This window comes from Symbiobacterium turbinis, from assembly GCF_055383075.1.
The window spans coordinates 2,246,972-2,266,679 of the sequence record NZ_AP042433.1; the positions used below are offsets into that span (position 1 = coordinate 2,246,972).

The 19,708-nt window shown below is 68.3% G+C and carries 14 protein-coding genes and 1 pseudogene; 2 read left to right on the forward strand and 13 right to left on the reverse strand.

The genetic code is table 11. The features are described from left to right. Window positions 1-44: 44 nt before the first annotated feature. A complete protein-coding gene (locus ACZ45O_RS10670) occupies window positions 45-3,197 on the reverse strand; it encodes a BTAD domain-containing putative transcriptional regulator (protein ID WP_464852888.1) in 3,153 nt (1,050 codons plus the stop codon). A gap of 159 nt (window positions 3,198-3,356) precedes the next feature. Next, window positions 3,357-3,845, reverse strand: a complete 489-nt coding sequence (locus ACZ45O_RS10675) for a hypothetical protein (protein ID WP_464852890.1) — start codon at window positions 3,843-3,845, stop codon at window positions 3,357-3,359. Window positions 3,846-4,036: 191 nt separating this feature from the next. Here ACZ45O_RS10675 and ACZ45O_RS10680 point away from each other — a divergent pair, with 191 nt between their 5' ends. Then, a complete protein-coding gene (locus tag ACZ45O_RS10680; protein WP_464852892.1) occupies window positions 4,037-6,070 on the forward strand; it encodes a stalk domain-containing protein in 2,034 nt (677 codons plus the stop codon). Window positions 6,071-6,140: 70 nt separating this feature from the next. Here the strand turns inward: ACZ45O_RS10680 and ACZ45O_RS10685 are convergent, their stop codons facing one another. The 5 genes and pseudogenes from ACZ45O_RS10685 to ACZ45O_RS10705 all read right to left on the reverse strand — a co-directional run bounded on the left by ACZ45O_RS10685 (window position 6,141) and on the right by ACZ45O_RS10705 (window position 9,602). After that, entirely contained in the window at window positions 6,141-6,563 is a 423-nt protein-coding gene (locus ACZ45O_RS10685; RefSeq protein ID WP_464852894.1) for a hypothetical protein, read from the reverse strand. A gap of 137 nt (window positions 6,564-6,700) precedes the next feature. Next, window positions 6,701-7,642, reverse strand: coding sequence for a glycerophosphodiester phosphodiesterase (locus ACZ45O_RS10690; RefSeq protein WP_464852895.1), 942 nt, complete (start codon window positions 7,640-7,642; stop codon window positions 6,701-6,703). A gap of 18 nt (window positions 7,643-7,660) precedes the next feature. Further along, a complete protein-coding gene (locus ACZ45O_RS10695; RefSeq protein WP_464852897.1) occupies window positions 7,661-7,816 on the reverse strand; it encodes a hypothetical protein in 156 nt (51 codons plus the stop codon). A 232-nt stretch (window positions 7,817-8,048) separates the two neighbouring features. Continuing rightward, window positions 8,049-8,264: pseudogene (locus ACZ45O_RS10700) on the reverse strand (LysE family transporter); the annotation flags it as partial. Window positions 8,265-8,291: 27 nt separating this feature from the next. Next, on the reverse strand, window positions 8,292-9,602 hold the full coding sequence (locus tag ACZ45O_RS10705) for a homoserine dehydrogenase (RefSeq protein WP_464852898.1): 1,311 nt from the start codon (window positions 9,600-9,602) through the stop codon (window positions 8,292-8,294). 252 nt (window positions 9,603-9,854) lie between these two features. Here ACZ45O_RS10705 and ACZ45O_RS10710 point away from each other — a divergent pair, with 252 nt between their 5' ends. Beyond that, window positions 9,855-10,502, forward strand: coding sequence for a hypothetical protein (locus ACZ45O_RS10710; protein ID WP_464852900.1), 648 nt, complete (start codon window positions 9,855-9,857; stop codon window positions 10,500-10,502). Between the two features lies 1 nt (window position 10,503). Here ACZ45O_RS10710 and ACZ45O_RS10715 read toward each other — a convergent pair whose 3' ends face one another. The 6 genes from ACZ45O_RS10715 to ACZ45O_RS10740 all read right to left on the reverse strand — a co-directional run bounded on the left by ACZ45O_RS10715 (window position 10,504) and on the right by ACZ45O_RS10740 (window position 19,622). Next, window positions 10,504-12,450 carry an ATP-dependent DNA helicase gene (locus ACZ45O_RS10715; protein ID WP_464852902.1) on the reverse strand — a complete coding sequence of 649 codons (1,947 nt, stop codon included), beginning with the start codon at window positions 12,448-12,450 and terminating at the stop codon, window positions 10,504-10,506. Between the two features lie 527 nt (window positions 12,451-12,977). Continuing rightward, a complete protein-coding gene (locus tag ACZ45O_RS10720) occupies window positions 12,978-14,186 on the reverse strand; it encodes an IS1/IS1595 family N-terminal zinc-binding domain-containing protein (RefSeq protein ID WP_464852904.1) in 1,209 nt (402 codons plus the stop codon). A 205-nt stretch (window positions 14,187-14,391) separates the two neighbouring features. Continuing rightward, window positions 14,392-15,954, reverse strand: a complete 1,563-nt coding sequence (pruA, locus tag ACZ45O_RS10725) for an L-glutamate gamma-semialdehyde dehydrogenase (RefSeq protein ID WP_464852906.1) — start codon at window positions 15,952-15,954, stop codon at window positions 14,392-14,394. Between the two features lie 108 nt (window positions 15,955-16,062). Beyond that, window positions 16,063-17,283 carry an MFS transporter gene (locus ACZ45O_RS10730; protein ID WP_464852907.1) on the reverse strand — a complete coding sequence of 407 codons (1,221 nt, stop codon included), beginning with the start codon at window positions 17,281-17,283 and terminating at the stop codon, window positions 16,063-16,065. An 84-nt stretch (window positions 17,284-17,367) separates the two neighbouring features. Further along, the gene (locus tag ACZ45O_RS10735; protein ID WP_464852909.1) at window positions 17,368-19,170 is read right to left on the reverse strand and encodes an iron-containing alcohol dehydrogenase; all 1,803 of its coding nucleotides are present in this window, start codon (window positions 19,168-19,170) and stop codon (window positions 17,368-17,370) included. Then, window positions 19,083-19,622 carry an aldehyde dehydrogenase family protein gene (locus ACZ45O_RS10740; RefSeq protein ID WP_464852911.1) on the reverse strand — a complete coding sequence of 180 codons (540 nt, stop codon included), beginning with the start codon at window positions 19,620-19,622 and terminating at the stop codon, window positions 19,083-19,085. The genes ACZ45O_RS10735 and ACZ45O_RS10740 overlap by 88 nt, the downstream gene beginning before the upstream one ends. Between the last annotated feature and the right edge of the window lie 86 nt (window positions 19,623-19,708).

The following is a 19,708-nucleotide window of genomic DNA, read 5'->3' on the forward strand; positions in this document are numbered from 1 at the left end:
TGCCGGGTGCGCCCGCTCTAGCAGACTACGCCCGTGAGCGGCGCCTAGTCACGCTGGCTCGTCCGGATCCGCTCGTAAAGCTGCCGGGTGGCCGGCATCGGCTCGATGCCCAGCTCCTCCTGCAGGTTCTGCACGCAGCGGTCGTAGACCCGCAGGGCCATCGAGCGGTTGCCCAGCCGGTAGTAGCTGAACATGAGCAGCCGGTAGGCCTCCTCCCAGCCCCGGTCGCGGGAGATGATGCGGTCGCACAGGTGGATGGCGGCCTCGTAGTCGCCCTGCTCCACGGCGTGGTGCGCCAGGGCCTCGGACGCGCGCAGGTAGAGCACCTGCAGCCGCTCCCGCTCCTCCGTGCACCAGTCCTCGTAGCGCAGCGCCTCCAGGTAGTCGCCCCGGTACAGGTCGAGGCCCCTGCGGAGGGCGCGGGCGCCGTCCTCGTGCTGGCCCCGGGCCATCAGGCTGAGGCCGCGGTTGACCTGATTCGCGAACTCGTCGGCATCCAGCCAGAAGCCGGACGTGAGGTTGAGCCCGTAGGCCGAGCCCTGCCGGAGCACGAAGAACGAGCCTGACCGGGCCGCCCGGTTCGGCTCCAGGGCGGACCACAGGGCGTTCATCGCCACCTTGAAGTCGCGGTACGCGGTGGCCGGTTCGGCCCCGGGCCAGAGCATCTCGACGATCTGCTCCCGCTGCAGGAGCTGCGTGCGATGCGTGACCAGCAGCTGGAAGAGCTGCTTCGCCTTCTCCCGCTGCCACTCCTTCGCGGTGATCTCGTGCCGCCCCCGGTACACCGTGAACGTGCCCAGGGTGCGGATGCGCAGGGTGTAGCCCGGGTGGAGCTCGGGGTTGGCAATTCCCATCTCCGAGAGGAGCCAGCCTGCGTAGTCGGCCTGCACCCCCCGCTGCCGCGCCTCGGCCAGCAGGGGGATCAGCGCCTGCTGGTCCCGCACGCCCCACAGCGTCGCCCGCTGGAACAGGAAGCCGTAGCCGTTGCCCTCGGCGGCCGAGAGGGCCAGCCCGAAGTGCCGGTCGAAGGCGTCCCAGTCGCCCTGGCGCCGGGCCAGCACGGCCCGCCAGATGCGCGCGGTCGAGAGGCCGCAGGCGTCGCCCGCCTGCTGCAGGGTCTCCTCCGCCTTGGTCAGGTAGCGGTCCGCCTCGCCCGGGTGATCGGTGACCAGGGCGGAACTGCCCAGGGCGAGCAGCAGGTAGCCGTAAAGCCACTGATCGCCGGCCGCGTGGGCGATCTCGGCCCCTTCCTGGCCGTACCGCCGGGACTGGGCCCAGTCGCCCGCCCGGTGGCCCATGAGCAGGGAGAGCCCCGCCAGCGATTCGGCCTTGCCCCGCACCACGTTCAGCCGGTCCATCATCGCGATGGAGGTGCGGTAGGACTCCGCCGCCTCCTCCACCGGGGCGATCGGGTTGAGCTGCAGCGCGTGCCCCCGCCGGATGTAGCCCACGGCTTCCACGAAGGGGGAGCGCTTTGCCCGACCCAGCGCGATGCCCTCCTCGGCGGTGGAAAGCGCCCGCTCGTGGTCGCCCATGATGGCCGCGTAGAGGGAGAGCAGGAGCGGCGCCTCCCGGTGGCTGCGGGCCGGGCTGCCGGGGTCGCCCCTGGCCACCCGCTCCAGGATCCCGAGCCCGGCCGCGAGCCGGCCGGTGCGCAGGTGGGCCCGGATCTCGAACTCATCCCGCAGGGGCCGCTGCTGCGCCGCCATCTGCGCGAACCGGGCCGCGTGCTCGGGCCGGCCCAGGTTGGTCTCGTTCTCGGCAATGAGCACCATGAGCGTCGCCCGCTCGGCGTCGCTGACGCCATCGGCCAGCGCCAGGGCCTGGCGGAGCAGCCCGTCCGCCTTGCCCGGCTGGATCGTATCCAGGTAGACCTGCCCCTGGCCGGCCAGGGCGCGGCAGAGCCCCACTCGGTCGCCCTGCTGCCGGAAGGCCTCGGCCGCCCGCTCGTAGTAGGCCAGGGCCTCGTCGAACCGGCTGGTGAGCCGCAGGCCGTCGCCCCAGTAGAGCAGCAGGGTGGGGCGTTCGGCGACGGCGGCCTCCGGCAGCCGGCTCAGGAGGCCCAGCAGCTGCTCGATGCGGCCCGAGTCCAGCAGCCCCCGCGCGGCCGCCAGCAGGGCCTCCGCCGCCGCGTCGGCGTCTCCCGCCGCCAGGTAGTGGACGGCGGCGTCCTCGCGCGCGCCGGCCGCCTGGAAGTGGGCGGCCGCCTTCAGGTGGTTGTCCCGCCAGCCTGCCTCGTCCTTCCGGGCCTGCTCCTGCAGGAACTGGTGGAAGAGCTGGTGGTAGCGGTAGCCGCGCTCCGGCACCTGGGCGATAAAGAGCCCGTTCTCCTCCAGCTCGGCCAGCACCTGGGCGCTGTTCTCCACCTCCATCAGGGCGTTGCAGGCCTCCGGGGTGAGCCGCTCCAGCACCGAGGTGGTCAGGAGGAACCGGCGCACGAAGGGCTTCTGCCGGTCGAGCACCTCCTTCGCCAGGTAGCCGAACAGGGCGTCCTGCGAGCCGCCCTGTTCGCTCCAGACCTCCCCCAGCGGGGAGCCCTTCTTCAGGCCCTGCCAGACCAGCTGCAGCGCGATGATCCAGCCCTCCGTCCGCCGCGTCAAGGCCTCCACCTGGTCGGCAGTCAGGTCCCAGCCGTAGTGGTCGCGGAAGAGCTCCTCCACCTCGCTGGGCGTGAAGAGCAGGTCGTCCTGGGTGATCTCCAAAAGGTCCGCCCGGGCCCGCCACCGGGCCAGCCCCGGCAGCGGCGGGCGGCGGCGGCTGGAGATGATGACGTGCACCTGCGGCGGCAGGTGGTCCACCATGTGCTCCACCATGGAGCAGATCTGGGACACCTGGTCGACCAGGTGAAAGTCGTCCAGCACCACCAGCGTCTCGGGTTGGGCGGAGAAGACCATGTCGTTGATCAGGGCCTCGACGGCCAGGTCCCACGGCCGGCTGGGGCCCTCGCCCTCCTGCAGGATGCTCAGGGCCTTCTCGCCGATCAGCGGGTTGACCCTGCGCAGGGCGTGGACAAGGTGAAGCAGGAAGGGCAGCGGATCGGCGTCCTCCTCGCCGATGCTGTACCATGCCTGGGCGTGGGGCTGCTCTGCGAGAAACGAGGCCAGCGCGGTGGTCTTCCCGTAGCCGGGACCTGCCTGAATGATCGTCAGCGGCACCTCCCACACCTCGCGCAGGCGTTCCTGCAGCCGCCGGCGCACGAGCGTGTGCCGGCGGGCACGGGGCGGGAGCAGTTTCGCGGTCAGGACACGGTCGGCGGCATGCACGGATTTATCACCGTCCTCACACAAAAGGCACCAGGGAGAGGTTCAACACCTCTCCCGGCCTTTCCTCCGTATGTGCGGACGGCCCCCGCCGCGCTACGGGACCTCCACCTTCACCGGCCCCACCGTGCGCGGCTCGATGAGGGTGGGCTGGCTCTTGCCCGGCTCCTGCACCACCGTCACCGCCTCCAGCCGGACGGTGACCTCGTAGGTGCCGGGCTCGACCCGGTTTCCCTCCTCGTCCCGGTAAGTCCACGCCACCACGTACTCCTTCGAGACGCCAGGCGACAGGTTCAGGATCGAAGGATCGCCCTCCTGCCGGATGTCAAACGGCTGGACGAACACCTCCTCGCCGCCCTTCGTGACGATCAGGGTGTAGCGGGCGTCGGCGATGTACTCTATGACCTGCACCTTGTCGGTGGGGTTGGTGAGCACCATCCGGGCCGTCCAGTGCTTCTCGTTCTGCTGCACGTTCTCCAGGGTGAGCTTCAGGTTGCCCCACTCGGGCCCCTGCGCCCGGCCGCAGCCGGCCAGCACGAGCACGAGCGAGAAGACGATCAGTACGGGAAACAGGACACGCCGCATCTCTGCACCTCTTCTGCGATGGTCTCGCGTTTAGTCTTGCCCTAAGCAAGACGCATACGACACACGCAAGGTTCCTCCTTCCGGGCCTGGGAAACGGAAATCCGGATATTGGCGTGAAACATCGCGGGGTTAAACTGCGTCGAAGTTGACAGAGCCTCTGTATCCTGTTCACTCACGGAGGTATGTCAACGATGCGAACCCGAAACTGGCTGGCCGCGGCAGCCGGCCTGGCCCTGCTCACGTCCTTGCTGCCTGCGCCTGCGGTCCTGGCTGCGCCGCCCGTTCACGTGGTGCTGGACGGCCGTCAGCTGAACCTGAGTCCGGCCGCCTTCATCGAGGGCGACCGCACCCTGGCCCCGGTGCGGGGCATCGTGGAGGCGCTGGGCGCCGAGCCCGTCTGGAATGCGCAGGAGCGCACGGTCGTCGTGCAGCGCGGCGACCGCTACCTGAAGCTGACCATAGATGACCACGTGGCGTGCCTCAACCCGGCCTGCACCGAGACCATGGAGCTGGACGTGCCGGCTCGGATCGTCGGCGGCGGCCGCACCTTCATCCCCGTGCGCGCCCTGGCGGATGCCATGGGGCTCCACATCGAGTGGGACAACGCCGCCCGCACCGTCTACCTGGGCTCCGCGCCTTCCACCTCCCCGGTGGTGCTGGAGGGCGTGGCGCAGGGGCAGGTGATCACCGGACCCGTCTCGCTGCAGGCCCGGGGCATGAGCGGTACCTACGCGTACTTCTACCTGGTGGACCCGGTCACGCGCAGGGGCAGGATCGTCGCCGCCGGCGCGGACGTCGGGAAGGCCTACACCTTCACCCCCGACCCGGCGCAGGCCGGCGAGCAGCAGCTCATGGCGGCGGTGCGCCGGGCGGACGGCACCCTGGTCTACTCCGCCCCGGTCACCGTGAAGGTGGCGCCGGACACCACCGTCCGGCCGGTGGGCATCGACTACGGCGGGGTCATCGACGGGCCGTTCACGTTCAGGCACGAGCTGAACTTCGCGGCGACCCACGTCATCTACCAGCTGGTCGACCTGACCGACGGCTCCTGGCACAACCTGGCCACGGTGGGCCCGGGCGAGAGCTATACCTGGTACCCGCCGACCACGTTCAACGGCCCGAAGGAGCTCTACATCTACGCCTACGACCGGGCGGGGAACTGGTACGTCTCCGATCCGGTGCGGGTGACCGTGAACACCGGCCCCCGCACGGCCTTCTCCTCGGTGCAGGAGGGCGAGACCGTCACCGGCCGGGCCCGCACCCTCTCGGTCTCGGCCAACTATCCCATCCAGTCGGTGCGCTTCTTCCTGGACGGCCGCCTGCTGGCCTCGGAGAACAACTACTGGTGGACCTACGGCCCGGACGATAACGGCACCCACACCCTGCGGGTGGAGGTGACGGACACGGACGGGAGGGTGCACACGGTCGGGCCGATCACCTTCCGGATCGACACCCGGCCCGGCCTCTGGCTCTACGGGGTCGGCCCCGGGCAGGTGATCACGGGCGAGGTCGAGCTGATGGCGATGCCCAACGTGCCCGCCGATGAGATCCGCTTCTACGCCGTGCAGGGCGGGGAGCGCACCACCATCGGCACCGCCAGGCCCGGCCAGAAGGTGCCCTGGACCCCGCCGCGCTCCGGCGAGCTGATGATCTACGCCGACGCCTTCAACCAGGGCCGGCTCACCGTCTCCACGGAGCCCATCTACCTGCGGGCCTACATGGAGCCCACCTACGGGCCGCAGCCCATCGTGGAGAAGTCGCGCTTCAAGGACTTCGCCGCCGAGATGGCGGTGCGGTCGTACCGCGAGACCGGCATGTCCGCCGCGCTGCAGGTCGCACAGGCGATCCTGGAGACCGGCTGGGGCCAGTACGTGCCGGTGGACAAGTACACCGGCCAGCGCTCCAACAACCTCTTCGGCATCAAGGGCGAGGGCCGCGCCGGCTCCATCATCTCCACCACGTGGGAAGTGTACAACGGCCAGAGCTACACCGTGGATGACTACTTCCGGGCCTACCACGATGTGGAGGAGAGCTGGCAGGACCACAAGGACCTGCTGCTCACCAGACCGTGGTACGACGTCTTCCGGGAAGTGATGAGCGACCCGGTGCTCGGGGCCTGGGGCCTGCGCAAGGGCGGCTACGCCACCGACCCCCAGTACCCGGTGAAGCTGATCAACATCATGAAGGAGAACAACCTGTTCGAGCTGGACGAGATCCAGTTCTAGCGTGCAAGGCGGTCCCGCCGTGTGTCGGCGGGACCGCCTTGTTGGCGGGACTGCCTTGTTCCCGTTCGGGTCACCTGACGCGTCCGGGACTCCCAACGCGTGAGGCCCAGAAGACCAGCAACTCTCCGCCTCCGGCCGCCATCAGGCCCACGACATGAAGGAAAGTGTGCTCCGGCCAGGCGAGCGCAACGCCCCAGTACCCCAGCGCCATGGAAAGCAGGAGCGCTGCCACCGTGAACGCGCCGGGTGGAAGGACGCGCCTCATCGCTTCCCGAAACAGCGTCATGGCGGCGGAGCCGGTGATGGCCATCGGCAGGCTTAACAGCAGCGTCACCACCAACGTCCCGCCAATCTGGGCGAGGGGCGAGTCCCGGGGGTTCCACGGGAATCCCGCGGACATCACCCAGACCGTCCACAGCACCGACCCGAGGAGCCAGGTTCCCAGGAGCCAGACCAGAAATGACCTGAAGGCCGTTTTCAGCGTGACGGACATGCTACCCCCCCTGGGCTCTTATGTCGCCCCGGCCAGTTTCCTCCCACAGCAGCAGGAGAAGCCATCGAGATAAGGAGTACGACTCCACAGCCTCGATGGCTTCTTCATTCCAGGATCTTGGCCGATTCCGGACACGACTAGTCCCGCAGCCCCAGCTCACGCAGCACCTTCACCGCCCGGTCGGGGTAGTCGGTGATGATGCCGTGGGCGCCCAGGGCGTACAGCCGCCGCATCTCGTCCTCGTCGTTGATGGTCCAGTAGTGGACCGCGATGTTCAGCCGATCCGCCATGGCCAGGAACCGCTCGGTGTCGAAGCGCACGGTGATCGGCCCGGCGCTCTCGGCCACCGGCAGCTGGAAGGCGTCGTAGACGGGAGCGTAGAGCCGGTCCAGGTGGGTCAGGTAGTGCGCCGCCACCACGTACATGTGCTGCACGGGTGCCGAGGTGGCCACCCGGTCGCCGGCCAGCTCCCGCCACCGCTTCGCCACGGTTCCGTGGAACGACGCGACCAGCACCCGGTCCTCCGCCTCATAGCGCTGAATCAGCTCCCACACCTGCGCCTCCATGGGCGGGTCCGCCTGCTTGATCTCGATGTTGACGGGCACGTCGGGGAAAGCCAGGAAGACCTCTTCCAGGGTGGGGATCGTCACCCCCTGCCCGCGGTAAGGATTGGTCAGCCCGCCGTCGGGTGTGAACCGGTAGCCGAAGTCGTACTGGCGCAGCTCGGCCAGGGTCATCTCCTTGATGAGCCCCGACCCGTCGGTCATGCGGTCGATGGTCTCGTCGTGGCTCACCACCACCACGCCGTCCCGGGTCATGTGCACGTCCAGCTCCAGGATGTCCGCCCCCTGCTCCAGGGCGAGCCGGAAGGCCTCCATGGTGTTGGACGGCGCGTGGCCCGACGCCCCCTGGTGGGCGAGCACCACCGGTCTGCGGGCCGTGTACGGCCGCTCGGGCAGCGGCTGGATGGTGAAGGCCCGGATGACGCCGAGCACGACGAGCGCCAGGGCAAGGCCCAGGAGCACGCGTGGCCACCGGCGGGGGCGCCGGCGGGTCCTGCGAAGCAGCACAGCGGACATGTCCATGCCTCCCGTCCGTCACGCTGAGAGCAGCGCGAACAGTAGTTGCAGAGCCACTCCCCACATGATCACCGCCGAGGCCCGGATCAGCCACCGCTGCAGGTTGGCCCCCGCCGCGAAGACGCCCATCAGGTGGCCGGCCAGCGAGAGGCCGAAGAACCAGATCCAGGACACCCCGATGCTGGGGGTTGAGCAGCGAGGCCGATGCGGCAAAGGCGATCTGCCGCCGTGCGGGCCACGCCTCGTCCGCCACGCCCCGAGCCGCATCCGACCCGGTCGTGCCCGTACCCGCCCCTGCTGCCATCCCCGCCGCCCCTCCCCTGGCCGAGTCCGTTCCCGCCCCGGCGCTGTGTCCCGCGTCACCGGCGGACCGCCAGGTGGACCAGCCCATGTAGACGAGGAAGAGCACGCCGGCCCACTGCAGGGTCGACTGGAGCCACGGAACGGTGAGCAGCACCAGAGAGAGTCCTGAGACGGCGAGGGTGATGAGCAGCGTGTCGCTGAGCGCGGCGGTCAGCACCGCCGGGAAGGCCCCGGACCAGCGCCGGTGCAGCGCGCCCTGCGTAAGCACGAAGGTGTTCTGCGCGCCCAGCGGGAGGATGAGGCCGAAGGCGAGCAACATTCCGTGCAGCAACGCCGCTGCCAATGACTACCCCTCCACGCGGATGACGTTGTCCACGCTGAGCACCGTGTCCGGCATCGCCTTCAGGTCCCGGACCACCGCCTGCAGGTTGGCGTCCTGCACGGTGTGGGTCACCAGCACCAGCTCGGCGTTGCCGGCGCCGTTGGGCTTGTCCGGACCGCCCGAAACCTGCACCACCTCGGCCAGGGAGACACCGTGGTCGCCGAACCGCTCGGCGATGCGGGCGAGGCTGCCGGGGGCGTCCACGGCGTGCAGCCGCAGATAGTACCGGCTTCGGGTCTCCGAGATGGGCAGGACCCGCTTCTCGAAGTAGACGGTGTGGGCGTCGCCCGCCCGCCGGCCCGGGGTGCGCTTGGAGAGGGCGGCGGCGATGAGGTCGGACACCACGGCCGAGGCGGTCGGGCCCGCGCCGGCGCCCCGCCCGTAGAACATGGTCTCGCCCACGGGCTCGCCCACGGTAAAGATGGCGTTCAGCGACCCGGCCACGCTGGCGAGGGGATGGTCCTGTGGGATGAAGGTCGGGTGCACCCGCGCCTCGATCTCCCCGTCGACCTCCTTGCCGATGGCCAGCAGCTTCAGCACCCAGCCGAACCGGCGCCCGTACTCGATGTCCCGCGGCGTGACCCGCGTGATGCCCTCGGTGTAGATCATGCCCGGCTTCACCCGGGAGAGGAAGCAGATGGTGCAGAGGATGGCCAGCTTGCGGGCGGCGTCGTACCCCTGCACGTCATTGGTGGGGTCGGGCTCGGCGTAGCCCAGCGCCTGCGCCTCCCGCAGGGCCTCCTCGTAGCTCTTGCCGTACTGGCTCATCTGGGTGAGGATATAGTTGGTCGTGCCGTTGACGATGCCCATCACCTGGTGCATCGTGTTAGCCGCCAGCGACTCTTTGAGCGGCCGGATGATGGGAATCCCGCCGCCGACGGACGCCTCGAAGTAGATCTCGGCGTCGCCGATTTCGCCGGCGTCGTAAAGGTCCTTGTCGTAGTCCGCCATCACGTCCTTGTTGGCGGTCACGATGGTCTTGCCGCGCTTCAGCGCTTCGACCAGGTAGGTACGGGCCGGCTCGATGCCGCCCATCAGCTCCACCACGATGCGGATGGAGGGATCGTCGAGGATCTCGTTCACGTCCTCCGTCAGCGGAAGTCCCTCGAAGCCGGGCCGCGGTTTGGAGGCGTCGCGCACCAGCACCTTCGCCAGCTCCAGGTTGAGGCCGGTCTTCAGGTGCAGCATCTCGCGGCTCTCCTGCAGGAGCTTCACCACGCCGCTCCCCACAGTGCCGAGCCCCAAAATGGCAATCCGCATGGTCTGTTTCTCCAACCACAGCCCCTCCTTTAACGCTGTACCGTAACACTGAATTCGAGTTCCGCCGACGACCCTCCTGCTCCTCCACGGCGGCGGCGCCTGCGGCCGTGTGCACCTGCGGCCGTGTGCACCTGCGGCTGTGTACACCTGCGGCTGTGTACACCTGCGGCTGTGCGGCGCCTCCGGCTGCGCGGCCCCATCGTCGACCCGGCAACGCCGTCGGCAGTTCGGCGGCATTCCGCATCTTTGACCCGAGGAGGCTGCTCCATGAACTACGCCGCGCTATACGAGCACGCTCTGGACCACCTCCGGGCGACGGACCCCGACCCCGAAGCCCGGCTGCACGAGTGGCGGTCGGAACGGCCCGAGAACCGGACAGACAGCGACCTGCTGGCCGAGTACGCCTGGGTCGTCGTCTCGTGCGGCATGACCGCGCACGTGACCGGGCGGCTCTGGCCGCGGCTGACCTCCGCCTTCCGGGGCTGGAACCCCGCCGCCGTCGCCGCATCCCCGCTGGACGTGCAGGTGGAGGCGCTTTCGGTCCTGAAGCATCCCCGCAAGATCGGGGCCATCCTCTCACTGGCCGACTCGCTGGACCGCCAGCCCGGCCAGATGCAGCGCCTGGCGGGCATGCCGACCAGCGAGGCCCTGGCCTGGATGCAGACCCTGCCCTGGGTGGGACCGGTCAGCCGGTACCACCTGGCCCGCAACCTGGGCTGGGACGTGGTGGTAAGAAGCGGCCCCGTGGTCAGGCTGGCCGCCTGCCTGGGTTGCACCCCGGATGAGCTTGTCCACGAGACGGCCGCCCGGGTCGGCGAGCGGATCAGGGTGGTGGACCTGGTGCTCTGGAACTGGGCCCACCAGGTGGGCGACCGGCGGATGAAGGAGATGGCCTCGCTGTTCCGCCTGATGTAGGTCACGCACCGGCGCCGCCGGCCAGGAACGCCTCCACCGCCGCCAGGTCCGTGACCCGCTCCGCGTCTTCGGGGCAGGCGGCCTCCACCTCATCGGCCCAGTCGGTGCCCCGGTAGGAGAGGTCCAGCAGGGCGATGACCCCCCGGTCCTCGGCGGTCCGGATCAGCCGGCCCACCCCCTGCTTCAGCTTGATCAGCATCTCGGGCAGGTCGACGGCCCGGAAGGGATCCTGCCCGGCCGCCTGCGCCTGCTCCCGCCGCTCCCGGATGAGCGGGTCGTGCTCGGGGAAGGGCAGATACGGGATCAGGACGCACGAGAGCGCCTCGCCGCGCACGTCGACGCCCTCCCAGAAGCTTGCGCCGATCAGGACCGAATCCACCTCCGCCCGGAACCGCTCCAGCTGCGCCCCCCGGTCACCGTCGCCCTCGTAGATCAGCGGCCAGGGGAGGTCGTAAGCCGCCAACGCCTCCCGCCAGCGGCGGACCTCCGCCAGCGAGCGCAGCAGGATCAGGGTGCGACCCCGGGTGGCGCGCATGACGCGGACTGCCTCGGCCACGACGTCCTCAACGCGGTGGGCGCCGTCGCCCACCGGCAGGTAGACCAGCGACTGCCGGCCCAGGTCGAAGGGCACCCCGACGCGGCTCTGGTCGAACCGGCTGAGCCCCAGCACCCGGGCCTGGTACTCCGGCTCCAGGGTGGCGGAGGAGAAGATCACTGGCGTGCCGGGCTGCAGGTGATCACGGCCGAAGAGCGGCTTCGGCTTGTCGGGCACCACCCAGAGTTCGTCCCCTTCGCGCCAGACCACCGCTTCGGGCCTGCGGAAGAGCCGCAGCGCGGCCCGGATCTCGTCGATGCGGTTCTGGTAGGCGTTCAGCTCGGCCTCGCCGGACTGCCCCTCGCTCATGGCCTCTTCGGTGACCAGTTCGGTCTGAAGTAGGTCCAGCGCCCGGTCGAGCCGGGACGCGGCCTGCAGGAGCATATCGGTGCGGTCGACGTCCCGCTTGCCCTCGCCGGGTTTGGTGTGCATGTCGAGCGCCCGCATGAAGTTCTCCGCCGCGACCAGGGCCGCCTCCAGCCGCCAGGCCAGCTGCTCCCGGGCGTGCCAGAGCTCCAGCCGCTCCAGGGTGCGCTGCAGCCGGTGCTGGCTCAGGGCCCAGCCCTGTGCGCGCTGCCACGTCTCGGGGAAGTAGTGCCCCTCGTCGAAGATGACGGCGGAGTAACTTGGCAGAATCGGGATCAGGCCGCCCTCCAGCAGATCTGCCCGGGTGAGCAGATCCTGCGCGAAGAGCCGTTGATCGCAGACCACCAGATCGGCGGCTTCCCGGTGATGCCTGCGGGCGGCCACCATGAGGCAGTGGCCGCGCCGGGGGCAGGTATCGCAGCTCAGCGACGGATCCCAGCCCACGAGCTCCCAGAGGTCGTCGGGCACGCCGGGCACCTCGGAGCGGGCCCCGGTGGCCGTGCGCCTGGCCCAGTGGATCAGGTCGGACCACCCTTCGGGCTCCTCACCGGGGCCGAAGTCGCCGGCCTCGACCTTCAGTTCGCACAGATAGTCGGCGGGATTGCCGGCCACCCGCACGTCGATGTTCAGGTTCAGCAGCCGGGAGAGCGTCTGGATGTCGCCGCCTGGGCCGGTGAGCTGCGCCTTGAGCACGCTGGAGGCGCTGGCCACGACCACCGGCTTGCCGCGCATGCGGGCGTGGCAGACGGCGGGCAGCAGGTAGGCGAAGGTCTTGCCGGTGCCCGGCCCGGCCTCCGCCATCAGGGTGGCCCCCTCGTTCAGGGCCCGGGCGATGCGGAAGGCGGTGTAGATCTGCTCCTCCCGCACTTCGAAGCCGTGCTCCGGAAGTACATCGTAGAAGACCTGCCCCAGCCAGTCGTTCAACCCCTGCCGGTACGCGGACTCGTTTTGTGCAGCAAACGGCAGCTTGGTCCAGCGAATCTGCAAACAGGACCCCTCCTGGCGGTGCTCTGATAGCCTAAGGATACCCGAGAAGACAGGCATTGGAAAGGGGAGGGGCCGCCACCCCCTCCTCCTGTGTGCGACCTATCTCGTCTGTTCGTGCTGGGTGTTGGTGCCAGTCAGCCAATACGGTCTCTGCCTGACCTGCACCTCTTGTTTGGTCACGATTGTTGCTGCCCATGCGCCGCAGTTCTTCGGGAACGACCGCTCCTGGATCCGTACGGCTGTCCTGCGGTCGAGGGCGCCAGGTTCCGAGGGCAGCAAGTCGCGACTGATGACACGCCAGAAGCCGACCGATGGCAGCTAGTCGCGACTGATGCCACGCCAGAAGGCGACCGATGGCAGCTAGTCGCGACTGATGCCACGCCAGAAGGCGACCGACAGCAGGCCGTGCCGCCAGATCGCTGGTGGCGCTCGCTGGTTCGTGACAGCGGCTCCCAAGAGACGCGGGCTCGGGACCTCAGCATGTGGGACGGCTCGGGTCCTCAGCAAGTGGGACCGCACGCGGGGCGTTATGCGGGACTACGCAGGAGGGCGCGGCCATCCACCGGCGCGATGTTGGCGCCGTCCGGATACTGCACGATCCGCACGATGTCCCGGAACCAGGCCAGGTAATGGTCCAGATATTTCGTGGCGACACCCCGGAACCGGCGGAGCCACCAGGTCGGCAGGTTGGGAAACCGGATCGGACCGGCGCTCTCCTCGCTCCCGGCACCGATCTCCGCGGCATCGGTCACCCCGAGCCCGGTCACCTCGGCCCCGGTCTCCCCGGCCGCGGTCTCCCCTGCGATGGAGCCGGCGCGCTTGCTCACAGCAGCGATCCCATCGCGGTGTTCATATCCCAGCATCTCGCAGGCTTTTTCGTATTCCTTCCCGCCGAAGGCAAACACGCGGGAACCCGGCCGGACCGTCCGGGCGAGGCCCGAGCCGATCAGTTCCGCGGTGCGCCTGCCCTGCCCCAGGATGTCCAGCTCGTACCCGTTGTCGGTCTCGGCCACCATGACGTTCACCGGCCGGCCGTCGATCAGCAGCCGGAACCCATTTCGGCCGGCGGGGGCCAGGCCGGGGCGAATGGGCCCTCCCGGTCCGATTCCCCGGCGCACGATGTTCCAGTAGCCCCAGCTACCGGGGCCGTTGGTGGTCCTGCTTCCTTTCTCTGAGTACTTCACGTGGAAGGTCTCGACCCTGACGTCACCGCTCAGCTTTCCCCGGGCCTGGGCGCTCAGCGGCGCCAGGGCGCGATGGCGCCAGTGGAAGGCCGTGGACAGGGCGATGCCCAGGCGGGAAGCGACCTGGCGCAGCGGCAGGTTGTCCGCAAGCAGTTCGATCATATCGCGCCACTGCTCCTGCTTGCGGATCCGGTACGCCGGGGTGCCGGTGTTGGGGCTGAAGGTCCGCCGGCAGGTCTTGCACAGATACCGCTGCACCCGCTGCCCGGAGGCCATGCGAAAACTGCCGTGCCTGATCACCTGCGCTCCTCCGCAGCCGGGACAGCGCCTGGGACAGCGCCTGTGCTCTGCCCGAACTGCACCCGGGGTAGCCTCCTGGACCGCCCCCTGCACCACTCCCGGGGCCGCACCCTCCACACAGGGCTCACACGAACAAGTGCGCGCCTCCGGTGTGGCGACATCCTTCGCAATAGGACCGGGCGGTGCGATGGGAGCGGAAACCGCGTGGGTCAGGCAGATGGGCTCCGGCTGCATGATGGCAGCACCTCTCATGTCTGGCTGATGCTGCCATTTTACACGAACGTCGGTTCGTTGTCCAGCCCTGCGCGGTCACCCGCGCGGGTGATTTTGGCGCCTGATCCGGCGGGCACCCGTCCCCTACCCACAGCGAGCACGAACAGAGCGGATATGTGCGACCAAGGGGGTCTCCCCGGCTCCCCCGGCCCGGGTGCCACCTGGCTCAAGTAACTACGGCCGCCTACAGTTTCTCGCTCACCGCCTTGGCCTGCGTCAGAAGCAGCAGGTAGTCCCGCCCGCCGGTCTTGGAGTCGGTGCCGCTCATGTTGAAGCCGCCGAATGGGTGCACCCCTACCAGCGCGCCGGTGGACTTCCGGTTGAGGTAGAGGTTGCCCACGAAGAAGTGGCGCCGGGCGTACTCCAGGTTGGCCCGGTTGCGGGAGTAAACCGACCCCGTGAGGCCGTACTCGGTGTCGTTGGCGATCCGGATCGCGTCCTTGAAGTCCCTGGCCTTCATGATCGCCAGCACCGGTCCGAAGATCTCCTCCTGCCCGATGCGGGCCCGGGACTCGACGTCCGCGAAGATCGTCGGCTCGATGAAGTAGCCGCCGGTCTCCTTCGCCAGCGGAGACGGGCCTCCGCCCAGCACCAGCCTGCCCTCGGTCTTGCCGATCTCGATGTAGTTCAGGATCGACTCGAAGGCCGCCTTATCGGCCACGGGACCCTGGTGGACCTCCGGGTTGCGGGGATCGCCCTGCAGCAGCTTCTGGGTCCGCTCCACGATGCGCTCGATCATGACATCGTAGACATCCTGGTGGATGATCGCCCGGGAGCACGCAGAGCACTTCTGCCCCTGGAACCCGTAGGCCGACGTCACAATGCCGTCCGCGGCCTCATCCAGGTCGGCATCCCTGTCGACCACGATGGCATCCTTGCCGCCCATCTCCGCGATGACCCGCTTGATCCACTTCTGGCCCGGCGCGATCTCGGCCGCGACCTTGTTGATGCGCAGGCCGACCTCCTTGGAGCCGGTGAAGCTGATGAACCGGGTCTGCGGGTGGCCCACCAGGTAGTCGCCCACCGAGCCGCCGGGGCCGGGCAGGTAGTTGAGCACACCGGGCGGCAGGCCGGCCTCCTCCATTACCTCCGCGAACATCGCGGCCACCACCGGGGTGAGCGAGGCGGGCTTCAGGACGACGGTGTTGCCGGCGACGATGGCCGATGAGGTCATGCCCACCATGATGGCGCACGGGAAGTTCCAGGGCGGGATGATCAGCCCGACGCCCAGCGGCACGTAGTACAGCTCGTTGTCCTCGCCGGGAATCCGGGTCAGGGGCTGGGGTTCGCTGAGCCGGTACATCTCACGGGCGTAGTACTCGAGGAAGTCGATGGCCTCGGCGGTGTCGGCGTCGGCCTCGACCCAGCTCTTGCCGATCTCCACCACCATGGTCGCCGAGAACTCGTGCTTACGGCGGCGCATGATGGCGGCGGCCTTCATGAGCACCCGGGCCCGCGCCTTCGGGCTCACCCGGCTCCAGTCCTCGAAGGCCGCAAGGGCCGCGGCCATGGCCTTGTCTGCCAGCTCCCTGTCAGCCTTGGCCACGGAACCGATGACCTCGCTGGGATTGGCCGGATTGGTCGAGAGGATCCGCTCCCGGGTCATGATCCGTTCCCCGCCGATGATCAGCGGGTACTCCCGGCCGAAGCGGCTCTGTACCAGCTCCAGCGCCTGACGGAATGCATCGCGGTTCTGGGGGAGGGAGAAGTCGGTCAGCGGCTCATTCTGGAACGGCACCACAGCCATGCGCTGCAACCTCCTTCGCACCAAGGGTATTCAATAATGCATATTCCCTGGCAAAGACAAAGCTTCCTGCAAGCGCAGGAAGCCCGTTTGCCGGAGAGGTGGTGCTCACTAGGGAAGCGCACGGATCTGCTTTACGCGGAAGAGCCCCATGTAGACGATCCAGGCCAGTGAAATCACGGCGTTCAACGTCAGGGCCAGCGACGGTCCGAGCCGGTCGAACGCCATCCCCAGCGGCCCCTGGCCCAGCGGCATCATCGCCAGTGCCGTCATGGTGTACGCCGACATGACCCGCCCGCGCATGTCGTCCTCCACGTTCGTCTGCAGCAGGGTGTTCAGGGTCGTCTGCCAGGTCATGTTCAGTCCCCCGACGACCACCAGCAGCGCCAGCGACAGGTAGAGGTTGGACGACCAGCTGAAGGCGATGAGCCCGATCGAAAAGAGGATGCCGGAGCCCAGGAGCAGTTTCCCCTTCCACTGGATGTTGGTCGCCGAGGCGATCACCAGCATGAAGATAACGGTGCCGAGCGCCGGCGCGGCCTGCATGAGGCCGGCGGTGCCCACATCGCCCTGCACCACATCGCGGGCGAAGACCGTGATGAACTGCTGATAGGGCCGGGCAAAGAATGAGGTGACCGCGGCCATGGAGATGAGCGCCAGGATCACCGGGCTGTGCCGGATGAAGGAGAGCCCCGCCATGAGGTCCTGCAGCATCGAGGTCTTGCCCCCGCCGGGGTTATGGGGCGGAAACTCCATGAGGGCCAGTGCGATGAAGACGGCGGCAAAGCTGATCGCATTCACGTAGAAGCAGCCGGCAAAGTCGATGAGCGGCACCAGCACGCCGGTCAGCGACGGACCGAACAGTGCGGCGCCGTTGAAGGCAATGGAGTTGAAGGAGATGGCCGCGTGCAGGTTGTATTTCGGCACCAGCTGCGGAACCAGCGAGTGGCGGGCCGGCTGGTCAAACGCCTGTGCACAGGCGGACACAGCGGACACCAGCACCACATGCCACACCTCAATATGGCCCATCAGCGTCAGCGTGCCCAGAATCGCCGCGCTGAGCATCTGAACCGTCTGGGTGACGTAGAGGATGCGCCGCTTCGGGAGCCGGTCAGCCACCGTGCCGCCGATCAGGGACAGGATGATGAGCGGAAACGCCCGCACGAATCCCACGGTGCCCAGCCAGGCTGCGCTGTTGGAGATGTCGTAGACCAGCCAGCCCTGGGCGACCGCCTGAATCCAGGCCCCGGCGTTGGAAACAAGGAAGCCGAACCAGTAAAGCATGTAGTTCCGATTGCGCAGCAGGGCGATGACCCCGCGTTCTGCATTCATAAATCAAACCTCCAGCAGGGCCGCCGCGTTTGCAGAGGAGCCAGCCGTACGCGTCGGCTGGCTCACATGGTCAATCTTTTCGACTCAGTCCGCCGCGCCCCCGCCATCCTGGGCCCCGTAGGCCGCCCGGAGGATCGCCTCCAGGTCGCTCACCCGCGGGAGCCGCGGGTTGGTGAGCGTGCACTGATCGGCGAAGGCGATTTCGGCCATGGCCGGCACCTCACGCTCGAAGGCGGCCCGGTCGATGCCGCATTCGGCAAAGCTGCGCGGCAGGTTCAGCCGGTCCATCAGGACCCGAATGGCCTCAATCAGGCTCGCCACGCCCTGTTCGGGGGTCTCTGCCGGCAGGCCCAGCAGGCGCGCAATCTCGGCATAGCGCTCCGGCGCCCGGTACCTGTCGTACTCCGGGTGGGCGCCCGGATTTGCGGGCTCGGTCGCGTTGTAGGCGATGACATGAGGCATCAGCACGGCGTTGGCCCGGCCGTGCGGCACCCCGAACTTGGCGCCAATGACGTGGGCCAGGGAGTGGTTGATGCCCAGGAAGGCGTTGGTGAACGCCAGGCCGGCGATGGTCGAGGCGTTGTGCATCTTCTCACGCGCCAGCTTGTCGCTGCCGTTCTCGTAGGCGGCCGGCAGGTACTTGAAGACCAGCTCGATGGCCTTGGCGGCGAGCGCATCGGTGTAGTCGGAGGCCATCGCGCTCACGTAGGCCTCGATGGCGTGGGTCAGCACGTCGATGCCGGTGTCGGCCGTCACACCCTTTGGCAGGGTGTAAACCAGTTCGGGATCGACGATGGCGATGTCGGGCGTGAGCTCGTAGTCGGCCAGCGGGTACTTGATGTCCCGCCTCTTGTCGGTGATGACGGCGAAGGCGCTGACCTCCGAGCCGGTGCCGGATGTGGTGGGTATCGCCACGAAGGTCGCCTTCATGCCGAGCCGGGGGAACTTGAAGATCCGCTTGCGGTGGTCCATGAACTTCAGCCGGAGCCCGTCGAAGCTGACCTCGGGGTGCTCGTACATCAGCCACATGGCCTTCGCCGCGTCGATCGGCGAACCCCCGCCCAGGGCGATGATCACATCGGGCTGGAAGCGGTTCATCGCCTCGACGCCCTTCATCACCGTGTCCACCGACGGATCGGGTTCGACCTCGCTGAAAACCTCAGCCTTGATGCCCCGCCGCTCCAGGTGGTACATCGCGGTAGCCACGTACCCGAGCTTCACCATCGTCCCTTCGGTAACGATGAACGCCCGGGTGCCGTGCAGCTTGCCCAGGTAGCCGAGGCTGCCGGGCTCAAAGTAGATGCGGGAGGGCACCCTGAACCACTTCATCGGGTCCTGTCGCACGTTGATCCGCCGGATGTTCAGGAGGTTCAGCACCGAGGCGGCGGGCCGGTAGGGAGTGTCACCCCGGGACCTGTCCGCTTCGTCATGATCCACGACGTGCAGGCAGAGGACAGACGCCAGCCTCGCCCGGCAAAGCGGGTACTCCGGGCCCACTCCCTCCAGCCGGGCGACCAGCAGCTTCGTCTCAGGCGGCACGGTGATGCCCGCCATCGCCGCGACCTTGGCGGCCGGCTGGCCCACCGCATCGGGATGGGCCGCCCGGCGGGATGCGTCCGTGACCGCAGCCTCCAGCCTGACCGTCTCCTCGGGGCTCAGGATGTAGGCGCCCTGGGCCTGCAGCGTCGCGAGCACCTGGTCGAGGTTGGCGCGGCGGCAGACGATCGCATGGTCGGATACGCGGATCAGCCCGTGGTCCGCGGTCTCAGACAGGATGAGCGCCACGTCGGGGTGGGTCATCAGGGCGTTCGTGGCCTCCGCGGTCGGCGTCTCAATCCAGCCGATGCAGCCCGCGGGGGCGCCGGCGCTGACCGCCGCGTCGTGCATGACCTTGGCCGCCGCGGCCAGCTCCGCTGCGCCCTCGGGTGGAAGCTGAAGACGATGGCGTTGCGCGTCTTCAGCGCGGTCAGCGACTTGATCATGACCGCGGCCGTCGGGTTGGCGATCGGCGAAATGCAGGCAATGATGCCCAACGGCTCGGCCACCTCAATGTAGCCGTCCTCGTAATTCTCGTTTACGATGCCGACCGTCTTGACGTACTTGATGTCGTGGTAGAGATGCTCCGTCGCCAGCAGGTTCTGGATCGCCAGATCTTCATACCCGCCCGTCTGCGTCTCCTCTGCGGCCATACGGGCGAGTTCCATATGCTTATCGATGCCGGCCAGGGCCATGGCTCTGACGATAGCGTCGACCTGTTCCTGACTCAGTTCGGCGAGGCGGGCCTGAGCCTGCTTGGCAGCCTCGATCAGGCGGTTGATCTCCGCTCCTGACTCGGGCACAAATCTCTGGGTGCTTATGGCAAGCCCCTCCTTACCTTGTTAACCACTTCTTGTACGTTTACATGATATCAAGTTAACGGGTATGT